General features: G+C 55.4%; 15 protein-coding genes and 3 tRNA genes. 14 read left to right on the top strand and 4 right to left on the bottom strand.

Annotated elements, in window-relative coordinates:
- Positions 1–54: 54 nt before the first annotated feature.
- From dcyD to sdiA, 4 genes are all read left to right on the top strand, one after another.
- Complete coding sequence (dcyD, locus tag KHQ23_RS13000) at positions 55–1,041, top strand: D-cysteine desulfhydrase (protein ID WP_004180445.1); 987 nt, start codon at positions 55–57, stop codon at positions 1,039–1,041.
- 15 nt (positions 1,042–1,056) lie between these two features.
- Positions 1,057–1,725 carry a cystine ABC transporter permease gene (gene tcyL / locus KHQ23_RS12995; protein WP_002911547.1) on the top strand — a complete coding sequence of 223 codons (669 nt, stop codon included), beginning with the start codon at positions 1,057–1,059 and terminating at the stop codon, positions 1,723–1,725.
- Positions 1,722–2,474, top strand: coding sequence for an L-cystine ABC transporter ATP-binding protein TcyN (gene tcyN, locus KHQ23_RS12990; RefSeq protein ID WP_004151455.1), 753 nt, complete (start codon positions 1,722–1,724; stop codon positions 2,472–2,474). The genes tcyL and tcyN overlap by 4 nt, the downstream gene beginning before the upstream one ends.
- Positions 2,475–2,791: 317 nt before the next feature.
- Complete coding sequence (sdiA, locus tag KHQ23_RS12985) at positions 2,792–3,514, top strand: transcriptional regulator SdiA (RefSeq protein WP_002911542.1); 723 nt, start codon at positions 2,792–2,794, stop codon at positions 3,512–3,514.
- A gap of 67 nt (positions 3,515–3,581) precedes the next feature.
- Here sdiA and KHQ23_RS12980 read toward each other — a convergent pair whose 3' ends face one another.
- A complete protein-coding gene (locus KHQ23_RS12980) occupies positions 3,582–3,806 on the bottom strand; it encodes a DUF2594 family protein (RefSeq protein WP_002911541.1) in 225 nt (74 codons plus the stop codon).
- A 461-nt stretch (positions 3,807–4,267) separates the two neighbouring features.
- Between KHQ23_RS12980 and uvrY the strand changes: the two genes are divergently transcribed.
- From uvrY to KHQ23_RS12940, 8 genes are all read left to right on the top strand, one after another.
- Complete coding sequence (gene uvrY / locus KHQ23_RS12975; RefSeq protein ID WP_002911539.1) at positions 4,268–4,924, top strand: UvrY/SirA/GacA family response regulator transcription factor; 657 nt, start codon at positions 4,268–4,270, stop codon at positions 4,922–4,924.
- Positions 4,921–6,753 carry an excinuclease ABC subunit UvrC gene (uvrC, locus tag KHQ23_RS12970; protein ID WP_004214380.1) on the top strand — a complete coding sequence of 611 codons (1,833 nt, stop codon included), beginning with the start codon at positions 4,921–4,923 and terminating at the stop codon, positions 6,751–6,753. The genes uvrY and uvrC overlap by 4 nt, the downstream gene beginning before the upstream one ends.
- Before the next feature lie 57 nt (positions 6,754–6,810).
- Positions 6,811–7,359, top strand: coding sequence for a CDP-diacylglycerol--glycerol-3-phosphate 3-phosphatidyltransferase (pgsA, locus tag KHQ23_RS12965; protein WP_004141115.1), 549 nt, complete (start codon positions 6,811–6,813; stop codon positions 7,357–7,359).
- Between the two features lie 150 nt (positions 7,360–7,509).
- Positions 7,510–7,585 (top strand) — tRNA-Gly (locus KHQ23_RS12960).
- A gap of 40 nt (positions 7,586–7,625) precedes the next feature.
- A tRNA-Cys gene (locus KHQ23_RS12955) sits at positions 7,626–7,699 on the top strand.
- Positions 7,700–7,712: 13 nt separating this feature from the next.
- Positions 7,713–7,799: transfer RNA gene (locus KHQ23_RS12950), tRNA-Leu, on the top strand.
- Between the two features lie 227 nt (positions 7,800–8,026).
- Positions 8,027–8,908, top strand: coding sequence for a dihydrodipicolinate synthase family protein (locus KHQ23_RS12945; RefSeq protein WP_004184676.1), 882 nt, complete (start codon positions 8,027–8,029; stop codon positions 8,906–8,908).
- 98 nt (positions 8,909–9,006) lie between these two features.
- Positions 9,007–9,675, top strand: coding sequence for a YecA family protein (locus KHQ23_RS12940; RefSeq protein WP_004141106.1), 669 nt, complete (start codon positions 9,007–9,009; stop codon positions 9,673–9,675).
- Between the two features lie 24 nt (positions 9,676–9,699).
- Here KHQ23_RS12940 and tyrP read toward each other — a convergent pair whose 3' ends face one another.
- Positions 9,700–10,911, bottom strand: a complete 1,212-nt coding sequence (gene tyrP, locus KHQ23_RS12935) for a tyrosine transporter TyrP (RefSeq protein WP_004151453.1) — start codon at positions 10,909–10,911, stop codon at positions 9,700–9,702.
- A 191-nt stretch (positions 10,912–11,102) separates the two neighbouring features.
- Here tyrP and KHQ23_RS12930 point away from each other — a divergent pair, with 191 nt between their 5' ends.
- Positions 11,103–11,342 (top strand): YecH family metal-binding protein, encoded by a 240-nt coding sequence (locus tag KHQ23_RS12930; RefSeq protein ID WP_004175410.1) that lies wholly within the window; start codon positions 11,103–11,105, stop codon positions 11,340–11,342.
- Between the two features lie 35 nt (positions 11,343–11,377).
- Here the strand turns inward: KHQ23_RS12930 and ftnA are convergent, their stop codons facing one another.
- Both ftnA and KHQ23_RS12920 read right to left on the bottom strand, forming a co-directional pair.
- Positions 11,378–11,875 carry a non-heme ferritin gene (gene ftnA, locus KHQ23_RS12925; RefSeq protein WP_004141101.1) on the bottom strand — a complete coding sequence of 166 codons (498 nt, stop codon included), beginning with the start codon at positions 11,873–11,875 and terminating at the stop codon, positions 11,378–11,380.
- A 57-nt stretch (positions 11,876–11,932) separates the two neighbouring features.
- Entirely contained in the window at positions 11,933–12,112 is a 180-nt protein-coding gene (locus KHQ23_RS12920) for a hypothetical protein (protein ID WP_020801895.1), read from the bottom strand.
- Between the two features lie 171 nt (positions 12,113–12,283).
- On the opposite strand from KHQ23_RS12920, the gene KHQ23_RS12915 reads away from it, so the two are divergent.
- Complete coding sequence (locus KHQ23_RS12915; protein WP_002911528.1) at positions 12,284–12,922, top strand: RpiB/LacA/LacB family sugar-phosphate isomerase; 639 nt, start codon at positions 12,284–12,286, stop codon at positions 12,920–12,922.
- Positions 12,923–12,939 lie beyond the last annotated feature (17 nt).

Below are 12,939 nucleotides of genomic sequence, written 5' to 3'. Positions count from 1 at the left end.
TTATTTAGCGCGTAACTGTGTGCATAATGAAGCATAACTGAGTCAGGAGGGGCCATGTCACTGCAAAACTTAACCCGCTTTCCGCGCCTGGAATTGATCGGCGCGCCGACGCCGCTGGAGTATCTCCCGCGTCTGTCCGATCACCTTGGGCGCGAAATTTTTATTAAACGTGATGATACGACGCCGCTGGCGATGGGGGGCAACAAACTGCGTAAGCTGGAGTTTCTCGCCGCCGATGCGCTGCGCGAGGGCGCGGATACCTTAATCACCGCCGGCGCGATCCAGTCTAACCATGTGCGTCAGACGGCGGCAGTCGCTGCGAAACTGGGACTGCATTGCGTGGCGCTACTGGAAAATCCCATCGGCACCCGGGCGGAGAACTATCTGAGCAATGGCAACCGTCTGCTGCTGGATCTCTTTAACACCCAGGTTGAGATGTGTGATGCCCTGACCGATCCCGCCGCCCAGCTCGATGAGCTGGCGACCCGCATTGAGGCGCAGGGGTATCGTCCGTATGTTATTCCGGTCGGCGGCTCCAATGCCCTCGGCGCGTTAGGCTATGTGGAAAGCGCACTGGAAATCAGCCAGCAGTGCGAAGACGCGGTGGCGATCTCGTCAGTCGTGGTCGCCTCCGGCAGCGCCGGCACCCATGCCGGATTGGCGGTCGGCCTTGAACAGCTGATGCCGCAGGCGGAACTGATTGGGGTGACCGTGTCGCGCTCGGTCGCTGACCAGTTGCCGAAAGTGGTGGCGCTGCAGCAGGCCGTGGCCAACAGTCTCGAGCTACAGGCGAAGGCTGAAATTATACTGTGGGATGACTACTTTGCCCCAGGATACGGTACGCCAAACGAAGATGGGATGGCCGCCGTGAAGCTGCTGGCGCAGCTGGAAGGTATTTTGCTCGACCCGGTCTATACCGGCAAAGCGATGGCCGGGCTTATCGACGGCATCACGCAGAAGCGCTTTAAGGATGAAGGGCCGATACTGTTCGTCCACACCGGCGGAGCGCCGGCGCTGTTTGCCTATCATCCTCACCTCTAATACAGAAACGACAGCATGCAAGAAAGTATCCAACTGGTCATTGATTCTGCCCCTTTTCTGCTGAAAGGGGCCGTCTTTACGCTGCAGCTGAGCATTGGCGGGATGTTTTTCGGCCTGGTGCTGGGCTTTATCCTGGCGCTGATGCGCATGTCGCCAGTCTGGCCGGTAAAATGGCTGGCGCGCATGTATATCTCCATTTTCCGCGGCACGCCGCTTATCGCCCAGCTGTTTATGATCTACTACGGCTTGCCGCAGTTCGGCATTGAGCTTGACCCGATCCCGGCGGCGATGATCGGCCTGTCGTTGAATACTGCGGCCTATGCGGCGGAAACGCTGCGCGCGGCCATCGCCTCGATTGATAAAGGGCAATGGGAAGCGGCGGCCAGTATCGGTATGACGCCCTGGCAGACGATGCGTCGGGCCATTTTACCCCAGGCGGCGCGGGTCGCTTTGCCGCCGCTGTCGAACAGTTTTATCAGCCTGGTAAAAGATACCTCGCTGGCGGCAACGATCCAGGTGCCGGAGCTGTTTCGTCAGGCGCAGCTAATCACCTCGCGAACCCTGGAGGTCTTCACCATGTATCTGGCGGCCTCCCTGATCTACTGGGTAATGGCGACAGTGCTCTCCTCGCTGCAGAATTATTTTGAAAACCAGCTGAACCGCCAGGAGCGTGATCCGAAATGAGTGCGATAGAAGTGAAAAGCCTGGTAAAAAAATTCCATGGCCAGACGGTGCTCCATGGTATCGACCTGGAGGTACAGAAAGGGGAAGTGGTGGCGATCATCGGCCCCAGCGGCTCGGGCAAAACCACCCTGCTGCGTAGCATCAACCTGCTGGAGCAACCGGAGAGCGGCACTATCCGCGTCGGCGATGTGACGATCGACGCCGGTCGCAGCCTCGGGCCGCAGAAAGGGCTCATTCGCCAGCTGCGCCAGCACGTCGGCTTTGTCTTCCAGAACTTTAATCTGTTTCCCCACCGTACGGTGCTGGAGAACATTATTGAAGGGCCGGTCATCGTAAAAGGTGAAGATAAGCAGGAGTCCATGGCGCGGGCGCGCGAACTGCTGGCGAAGGTGGGGCTCAGCGGAAAAGAGAATAGCTATCCGCGCCGTCTCTCCGGCGGGCAGCAGCAGCGAGTGGCTATTGCCCGCGCGCTGGCTATGCGTCCGGACGTGATCCTGTTTGATGAACCCACCTCGGCCCTCGATCCTGAGTTGGTGGGGGAGGTGCTCAACACCATCCGTCAGCTGGCGCAGGAAAAACGCACCATGGTGATCGTGACCCATGAAATGAGTTTCGCCCGCGACGTAGCCGATCGGGCGATATTTATGGATCAGGGACGCATTGTCGAACAAGGCGAGGCAAAAGCGTTGTTCGCTTCGCCCCAGCAGCCGCGTACCCGTCAGTTCCTTGAAAAATTCCTGATGCAGTAAAGCTTGTGCTAGCGCGGCGGCTCAGCTTCGCGGGAGCCGCCGCGTTTAGCCCACTCTCGCGGCGGGGTAACTCCCCCGCGACATGTCTTTGCGCTATTGACTCCCACGGCCGTATACACCGCTTCCCATCGCCCTTGGCAGGGTGTAGAACATGATGGGAGAAAAGCGCTATGTTTCTGTGCGGCGAGCGGGAAAATGGCAAGCCTTCAGACTAATAAATGCGACAGCTACGATATTTTATACATATAAATAAGATTTATGTGTTAGTTTTCTGTATTTATAATAATGATTATCAATCAGGAGTTATTTGCACAGCTATGAGGGACAATGATTTTTTCAGCTGGCGGCGGGATATGCTGCACCAATTTCAGTCCATGGCCACCGGCGAGGAGGTTTATAATCTCCTGCAACGTGAAACCGAAGCGCTGGAATATGATTACTACACGCTTTGTGTGCGCCACCCGGTGCCTTTCACCCGCCCCCGCGTTACGTTCCAGTCGACTTACCCCCGCGCATGGATGTCGCACTATCAGGCAGAAAATTATTTCGCGATAGATCCTGTGTTACGGCCGGAGAATTTTATGCGTGGCCATCTGCCATGGAACGACAGCCTGTTTCGTGATGCGCCGGCACTGTGGGACGGGGCGCGTGACCATGGTCTGCAAAAGGGCGTGACGCAGTGCCTGACGTTGCCAAACCATGCTCAGGGATTTCTCTCTGTCTCCGCGAACAATCGTCTGCCGGGCGGTTACCCTGAAGATGAGCTTGAGCTGCGTCTGCGAACGCTGACTGAACTAAGCTTGCTGACGCTGCTGCGTCTGGAAGATGAGATGGTGATGCCGCCGGAGATGAAGTTCAGCCGCCGCGAACTGGAAATCCTCAAATGGACGGCGGAAGGAAAGACTTCGGCGGAGGTGGCGATGATTCTCTCGATTTCGGAAAATACGGTGAATTTCCATCAGAAGAATATGCAGCGGAAATTTAATGCGCCGAATAAAACGCAAATTGCCTGCTACGCCGTGGCGACTGGGCTAATCTGAATGCGCCTGCCGTTCTGCGTGTCAGACGTGATACCGGCTGTCAGTGATACTTTCAGCCGGCACAGGATTACTGCCGATAGGCTTGTTTAATCTGCTTAACGGTGCTGGAGAATACGGCGGCCTGAGCCTCATCTTCCATCTGTGAAATCTGCTTTTCCATTTTAATAATCACGCGCCCCGCATCCGCCTGGCCCATCGCCTGCAGCATCAGCGTAATCATCGCTTTCAGGCAGGAGACTTCCTGCGCCAGTTCCTGCTTATTTTCTGCAGTGGAAAAATCTGGTGTGCTCATCGATATCCTCGTTTACTCGCTGCGCTATTGCGCTCTAGTCAATGTGAAGGCCGCGCAGTATACCACAAGCGACAGAAAAAAAAGGTGTGCTTAATTTCTGTTCTCTCATCTGAGCTGTGAATGTTTTGATGCTTCGGATAATACGTAATAGCCGTCGGCAAGCCAATAATTTCCCCCATCTATTTAGCTCGTTAATAATTGTTACATATTTTGCTTCGTATTTATGCGCTACGTAATCTGTTGTGTTTTTTGTGCCTTCTGTATGAGTATTGTTAAAAAATAAGAGCCGGGCAACTGACTGTTCTCAATGACTTTCCACTTAGTGTGCACAGACATTGCCATAAATGAGAGCCAAATCGAGGCGAGGGCATTTTTTTGCCTTTTAAAATAGCAATAAAACCCGGTAATATGTGGGAGATAAAGTATCAGTAGCGTTATCCCTCATTCTGGAGATTATTCCTTTGATCAACGTTCTTCTTGTTGATGACCACGAACTGGTGCGCGCAGGGATACGACGCATTCTGGAAGATATAAAAGGGATTAAAGTCGCTGGCGAAGCCTGCTGCGGCGAGGACGCCGTCAAGTGGTGCCGGGCTAATTCCGCAGATGTCGTCCTGATGGACATGAACATGCCTGGGATCGGTGGTCTTGAAGCGACGCGCAAAATCGCGCGCTCCGTGGCGGGCACCAAAGTGATCATGTTGACCGTGCATACCGAGAATCCTTTACCTGCCAAGGTCATGCAGGCGGGCGCGGCAGGCTATCTCAGTAAAGGCGCCGCGCCGCAGGAAGTGGTGAATGCCATCCGCTGCGTCGCGTCCGGGCAGCGCTATATTGCCTCCGATATTGCCCAGCAAATGGCGTTAAGTCAGATTGAACCCGAAAAGACAGAATCGCCGTTTGCCAGTTTGTCTGAACGCGAATTGCAGATTATGCTGATGATCACCAAAGGTCAGAAGGTGAATGAGATCTCAGAGCAGCTAAATCTGAGTCCTAAAACGGTTAACAGCTACCGCTATCGGATGTTCAGTAAATTAAACATTCATGGCGATGTCGAGCTGACCCACCTGGCAATTCGCCATGGCCTGTGTAATGCGGAGTCGTTAGCAAGCCAGTGAGTGATGTTTTTGACGCAAAAGCTTTCCTGAAAACGGTGACCAGCCAGCCCGGTGTGTATCGGATGTATGATGCTGGCGGAACCGTCATCTATGTTGGCAAAGCCAAAGATCTGAAAAAGCGGCTCAGTAGCTACTTCCGCAGCAACCTTGCGTCGCGTAAAACGGAAGCGCTGGTAGCGCTGATCGCGCAAATCGACGTGACCGTCACCCACACCGAGACGGAAGCGCTGCTGCTTGAGCACAACTATATTAAGCTGTACCAGCCACGTTACAACGTGCTGTTACGCGACGATAAATCGTATCCTTTTATTTTTCTCAGCGGCGATACTCATCCGCGTCTGGCGATGCATCGCGGCGCCAAACATGCGAAGGGCGAATATTTTGGTCCTTTTCCCAACGGCTATGCCGTGCGCGAGACCCTGGCGCTGCTGCAGAAAATCTTTCCCATCCGTCAGTGTGAAAACAGCGTCTACCGCAATCGCTCCCGCCCCTGTCTGCAGTATCAGATTGGTCGCTGCCTGGGGCCGTGCGTGGCCGGGCTGGTCAGCGAAGAAGAGTATGCTCAGCAGGTAGAGTATGTGCGGCTGTTTCTCGCCGGCAAGGATGACCAGGTGCTGACCCAGCTCATCGCGCGGATGGAGAAGGCGAGCCAGAACCTGGAGTTCGAAGAGGCCGCGCGCATCCGCGACCAGATTCAGGCCGTCCGCCGCGTGACGGAGAAACAGTTTGTCTCCAACACCGGTGACGACCTCGACGTGATCGGCGTCGCCTTCGATGCCGGCATGGCCTGCGTGCATGTGCTGTTTATCCGTCAGGGCAAAGTGCTGGGCAGCCGAAGCTACTTCCCGAAAGTGCCGGGCGGCACCGAGCTGGGAGAGGTCGTGGAGACCTTTGTCGGCCAGTTCTACCTGCAGGGCAGCCAAATGCGCACGCTGCCGGGGGAGATTTTGCTCGACTTTAACCTTGGGGATAAGACGCTGCTGGCCGACTCGCTGTCGGAGCTGGCGGGTCGTCGAATCAATGTGCAGACTAAGCCGCGCGGCGACAGAGCGCGTTATCTTAAGCTGGCGCGGACCAACGCCGCGACAGCGTTAACGACCAAATTGTCTCAGCAATCGACCATTCATCAGCGTTTGCAGGCGCTGGCCGGCGTACTGGAGCTGCCGGCCGTCAAGCGAATGGAGTGTTTTGACATCAGCCACACCATGGGCGAACAGACCGTAGCATCCTGTGTGGTGTTTGACAGCAATGGCCCACTGCGCGCGGAGTATCGGCGCTACAACATCACCGGCATTACCCCTGGCGATGACTATGCGGCGATGAATCAGGTCCTGCGCCGTCGCTATGGTAAAGCGATTGATGACAACAAGATCCCGGATGTGATCCTGATAGACGGCGGCAAGGGACAGCTGGCCCAGGCGAAAGCCGTGTTTGCTGAACTGGACGTCCCCTGGGATAAACATCATCCGCTGCTGCTGGGCGTGGCGAAAGGTAGCGATCGAAAAGCGGGTCTGGAAACGTTATTCTTTGAGCCGGAAGGGGAAGGGTTTAGCCTGCCGCCGGATTCGCCGGCCCTGCATGTGATCCAACATATTCGCGATGAATCGCACGATCATGCGATCTCCGGGCATCGCAAAAAACGGGCGAAAGTGAAGAGCACCAGCTCGCTTGAGACTATCGAGGGGGTGGGGCCGAAGCGTCGTCAGATGCTGCTGAAGTATATGGGTGGGCTGCAGGGGCTACAGCAGGCCAGCGTCGAAGAAATTGCTAAAGTACCGGGCATCTCTCACGCTCTGGCAGAAAAGATCTTCTACTCGTTGAAACATTAGGGGCTCTGTAGCAACATAGGGCTAATTTTTACTTACAACAGATAGTTACCCGTCACTATGCAATTTAATATCCCTACGTTGCTTACTCTGTTTCGCGTCATCCTGATCCCGTTTTTTGTGCTGGCGTTTTATCTGCCCTTTAGCTGGGCGCCGTTTGCCTGCGCGCTAATCTTCTTTGTTGCCGCGGTAACCGACTGGTTTGATGGTTTCCTCGCTCGTCGCTGGAATCAGAGCACCCGTTTTGGCGCCTTCCTCGACCCGGTTGCCGATAAAGTCATGGTGGCTATCGCCATGGTGCTGGTTGCCGAACACTATCACACCTGGTGGGTCACGCTACCGGCGGCGACCATGATTGCCCGTGAGATCATTATCTCCGCGCTGCGTGAGTGGATGGCGGAGCTGGGGAAACGCAGCAGCGTGGCGGTCTCGTGGATTGGCAAAGTGAAAACGACCGCCCAGATGACCGCCCTGGTATGGATGCTGTGGCGTCCTTATCCGTGGGTGGAGTGGGCCGGGATCGCGCTTTTCCTCGTGGCGGCGGTGCTGACGCTGTGGTCGATGCTGCAGTATTTGAACGCGGCGCGCGGCGATTTGCTTGATCAGTGATCGTTTCGCCGTTATTTTCAGCAAACGATACAAAGTTGCGAAAAATACCGTTGACTCACCGCGAGAGATAAGTAGAATGCAACGCATCGAACGGCGGCACAGTCTTCCAGACGATAACAAAATCAAGTGATTAGCAAATAACTTGATGATGCGGGAATAGCTCAGTTGGTAGAGCACGACCTTGCCAAGGTCGGGGTCGCGAGTTCGAGTCTCGTTTCCCGCTCCAGATTAACAGCATCGGCAGTTGCGGGTGCTTCAGTATTAAAGGCGCGTTAGCAAAGCGGTTATGTAGCGGATTGCAAATCCGTCTAGTCCGGTTCGACTCCGGAACGCGCCTCCACTTTATATCCCGAGCCCGGATGGTGGAATCGGTAGACACAAGGGATTTAAAATCCCTCGGCGTTCGCGCTGTGCGGGTTCAAGTCCCGCTCCGGGTACCATTGGGAAATACAGAATAATCAAAGCAATAAGCAGTGTCGTGAAACCACCTACGGGTGGTTTTCTTGTTTCTGTACTTTCGCTTTCTGATACCTTTCCCGCCAGCCTGACGCCACGGCGTTTTTCGGTTAACTCTTGCCTTACAGTCAATTTCTCATTTGTCCCAGGACAAAACGATCGCGCCTTGCTACTATCAAACGGACTCTCAGCCCAGCCTGCCGGAGGCAGCATGTTCAGTGGACTTTGCGCATTTCCTTTGACACCTTTGCATCAGCAAAATTTTGATGAAAAAGCGTTTATTCGTATTCTCGCCCGTCTTACCGATGCCGGAGTCGACTCTCTGGGCATCTTAGGTTCAACCGGTAGCTACGCTTATCTCAGCCGTGAGCAGCGCAGACGAGTGGTGCAGGTGGCGAAGGCGCATGCGGGGTCGATCCCGATGATGGTCGGCGTCGGCGCCATTGCGACTAACGAGGTGCTACGCCTGGTGGAGGATGCTCAGGAGGCAGGGGCGGATGCGTTATTACTGCCGATGATGTCCTATCAGCCGCTTTCCGCGGAGGAGATCTTTGCCTTTTACGAAGAAGTCTGTCGGCATGTCTCGGTGCCGGTTTGCCTGTATGACAATCCCCGCACTACCCACGTAATGCTGGCGGATGAGCTGCAGGGGCGCATCGCCGCCTTGCCGGCCATTGCCTCGATTAAAATTCCCGGCCTGCCCGCGCCACAGGCGAGCGAACGTGTAGCGGCCCTGCGTCAGCATCTTCCCTCTCGCGTTACGCTTGGCGTCAGCGGCGATGCGTGGGCCACTGCCGGGTTGCAGGCCGGCTGCGAAGCCTGGTATTCGGTCTGCGGCGGACTCTTTCCCCGCTGCTCACTGGCGCTGGTAAGAGCGATACGTAGCGGCGATGTGGCGCAGACTGCGGCACTGAATGAGCAGCTGGCCCCCCTATGGCGATGCTTTGATCGCTATGGTGGTAGCCTGCGAGTGATAGCCAGCGCCGCAGCGATGCTCGGACTCTGCGATCCAGACTCGCTTCCCCGTCCTTTGCTTTCGTTAGGGGAGGAGGCCTGTCGTGAGGTGGCGTCGGCGCTGCGCGGCCTGGCCTGATCGCGTATCGTTGACACCGGCGCAATAGGTATCGCCGGGTGGCTTTCTGTCGGCAATTCGGCTACTGTAGGCCCGATTTTTACCATGCGAGCCTGTGAATGAATACCGGACCTTTGAACGAAAACGAACTGGAATGGCTGGATGACACTCTGGCGAAATACGCCGCCGAAGGCGCCATTCTGGATGTCTCTGAACTGGATGGCCTGCTGACGGCGATCCTCTCTGCGCCGACCGACATCGAACCCGCTCAGTGGCTGCTGGCGATTTGGGGCGGGGCGGATAATGTCCCGCGCTGGGCCAACGATCGCGAGCGCGATCGCTTTGTCAATCTGACGCTGCAGCATATGAGCGATATCGCCGAACGGCTGGAGTCTTATCCCGATCAGTTCGAACCGCTGTTCGGCACCCGCGAAGCGGAAGGTCAGGAGCTGACCATAGTCGAGGAGTGGTGCTTTGGCTATCTGCGCGGCGTGGCGCTGAGCGACTGGTCGACGTTGCCCGCTGAACTCCAGCCGGAGCTGGACGCTATCGCGCTCCACGGCAGCGAAGAACAGTTTAGCGCGCTGGATAATCTGACGGCGGATGAATTTATCGCCAGCATCGAGCGTATCACGCCGGCGGCGCTGGCGCTTTATCAGTACTGGATAGCGAATCCGCAGCCGGTGGAGGCCCCGCAGCCAATAAGAAATGAAGCGAAAGTCGGACGCAACGATCCCTGCCCATGCGGCAGCGGTAAAAAGTATAAGCAGTGTTGCTTAGCGAAATGAACAAGGGGCCAGCAGGCCCCTTTTTTATCCCACCGCGGGCAACAACCCGGCAGCGATGCTGAACTGAATAGCCACGATGCCGATCCCGCACAGCAGAACCAGCCATAGCGTCGGTGCGCCGCCGGCGACCCGCCAGGTAGCCTGCGGATGCTCTCGGCGACTCTTCATGACCAGCAGGGCCGGCATTATCAGCGCCAGCACGGCTAATGCCACCCCGGCGTAGCCGAGGGCCATGACGAAACCGCGGGGATAGAACAGGGCGAACGCCAGCGGCGGCAGGAAGGTGATTATCCCGCTCTGCAGACGCCCGCCGACGCTGTTTTTACGCTGAAACATATCCGCCAGATAATCAAACAGGCCGAGCGAGACGCCGAGGAATGACGTCGCCAGCGCAAGGTCGGCAAACAGGTGAACGGCCAGCTCCACATGCGGTGACGCCACCACTTCGCGGATCGCCTCCAGCAGGCCGTTCAGACCAGCGTTATTTGCCAGCAGGGCGGTAAAGGCCGGGGCGTCGATACTGCCCAGCGTCGCCAGCTGCCAGAAAATATAGGCCACCAGAGGAATAAAGCTGCCGATGATAAATACCCGGCGCAATTTGCGAATATCCCCCCCCAGATAGCTGACGATGCTCGGGACGCTGCCGTGAAAACCAAAGGAGGTGAAAATCACCGGAATGGCCGACAGGGCCAGGCCTTGCTCAACCGGCAGCGTCAGCAGGTTCACCTGATGAATGTGCGGCATCAGCAGGGCCAGCATAATCACCAGGAAGACGATTTTGGCGCTAAACAGGAAGCGATTGAACAGATCCACCAGCGCAGTGCCAATGCACACTACCGCCCCGCCGAGGAGGGTGAAGATCAGTACGCCTGCGGCCGGTGGTAGCTGCCAGTCCAGCCACTGGTTGAGGCTGGAAGCGAGTAATTCACCGGCGCCACTGATATAGGCTGCCGTGAGGGCGTACAGCAGAAACAGCATGCAGAATCCGGTAACCCACTGCCCATAACGGCCCAGATAGCGCGCCGCCAGAGAACCGAGCCCCATATCGGCAGGGACATGCTGGTAGACTTCCAGCAGCAAAAGGGCGGTATAGCACATCAATGCCCACAGGGTGAAAAGTAAACCCAACGTGACGGTAAAGCCGACGCCTGCGGCGGCCAATGGCATTGCCAACATTCCTGCACCGATGGTGGTGCCAGCTACGATTAAAATACTGCCCAGAGTGCGGTTTTTCACGCTTTTCGCTATCCCTACAGCAAATAACAATAAATTATGCCGCGCAGAGTAGGGGATATTACGGCTTTCGTCAAATCGGGATTACAAGTTGTGTAATGAAATGTTTACATAATAAGAGGGAGAAAGCCTGCGCTGGCGCAAGGCGCGGGTTGACGGTCTGGCCTAAGCTGGCGGTTTTTGCAGGAGGGGTTATGTCTTCTATTCATGGTCATGAAGTTTTACAGATGATGCTCGCCTCGGGTGAGTCCTGGACGGTTGCCTCGCTGGAGGCCGCCATTCGCCGCCGCTTTGGCGAAGAGGCGCGGTTTCACACCTGTTCAGCAGAGAATCTAAGCGCCGCACAGCTGGTAGCGTTTTTAGAGAAAAAAGGCAAATTTATTGCCAGAGAGGAAGGTTTTACTACCGCAGAAAATAAGATCTGCCGACATTAAGAGGGCCGCGACACGGACTGTCGCGGCGCGGGGGATTAATTCTGCGCGTCGAGGGTAGCCAGCTCTTTATCGATAAAGTACAGACCTTCGCCGCTTTTTCCAGCGAGGGTCAGTTTATCGATCACCGATTTAAATAATTTCTCTTCTTCATGCTGTTCAGCAACATACCACTGCAGGAAATTAAAGGTCGGATAATCCTGGCTGGTCATGGCCGCGTGCGCCAGTTCATTTATTTTTTGCGTGATCAGCTGCTCATGCTCGTAGGTCTGGCGGAACAGCTCGTCGAGTGAGGCATATTCGGCAAACGGGGAGGCGATAGCGTTGATCCGCGGCAGGCTGCCGGTGTCGGTTAGATAGTCGAACAGGCGCTGCATATGGGTCATCTCTTCCTGAGCATGGCGACGCAGGAAGGCCGCGGCGCCTTCAAAACTGTGGTAACTGCACCAGGCGCTCATCTGCTGATAAAGAAGAGAAGAATAGAGTTCAAGATTCATCTGTTCATTCAGTTTGTCAATCATGTCCGTTTTCAGCATCGTTGCACTCCTGGAATTAAATAATAGATGTTATTGGCTGCCACTATAATTTGTTATTTAATTATTTGCAAAAAGTAAATTTAAAAATGTTTTATTTAAAATGCTAATGGGAATAACACGCATTGGCAGTTTAATAATAAATGAGAATGCTTTTAATTTATTATTCATTATTGCCTGGGCGGTCAGGACTTTGTCGCCGGCGGGTGGCAAGGGAGGACGAAGCGGATGCGCCAGCATGCAGAGGGCTGAGGTCAACAGACAGGGGGAGCTTGCGAAAGTGTGAAGCACCGCGTAAATTTTAAAACAACTTTTCATAAAATTTGAAATTTTGTTTTCAAGGTAGTAGAGTGCAGTCAACGCCAATGACATTCTGCGGGCAGGCCCGCACAGCATTCAGGAGAGTAAACCATGAAGATTGCACTGATGATGGAGAACAGCCAGGCGAACAAAAACGCCATCATCCTCAAGGAGCTTAACGCGGTTGCCGACGAAAAAGGATTCCCGGTCTATAACGTCGGCATGAGCGATGAGAACGATCATCATCTGACCTACATCCATCTTGGGATCATGGCCAGTATTCTGCTGAATTCGAAAGCAGTTGACTTCGTGGTCACCGGCTGCGGTACCGGTCAGGGGGCGCTGATGTCGCTGAACATCCATCCGGGCGTGGTCTGCGGCTACTGTATCGATCCGGCGGATGCGTTCCTGTTTGCCCAGATCAACAACGGTAATGCGCTGTCGCTGCCGTTTGCCAAAGGCTTCGGCTGGGGCGCCGAACTGAATGTGCGGTTTATCTTTGAAAAAGCCTTTACCGGCCGCAACGGCGAAGGCTATCCGCCGGAGCGCAAAGAACCGCAGGTGCGCAATGCCGGGATCCTCAACCAGGTCAAAGCGGCAGTAGTAAAAGAGAACTACCTCGATACCCTGCGCGCCATCGATCCGCAGCTGGTGAAAACCGCAGTCTCCGGCCCACGCTTCCAGCAGTGCTTCTTCGAAAACTGCCAGGATAAAGCAATCGAAGACTTTGTTCGCCAGATCGTCGCTTAACCGTCATCAGGGCCAGC

Source organism: Klebsiella sp. 64, assembly GCF_018223915.1.
GTDB lineage: Bacteria > Pseudomonadota > Gammaproteobacteria > Enterobacterales > Enterobacteriaceae > Klebsiella > Klebsiella pneumoniae.
The sequence above is the reverse complement of the archived record's forward strand: the minus strand, read 5'-3'. Positions and strand labels throughout refer to the sequence as shown.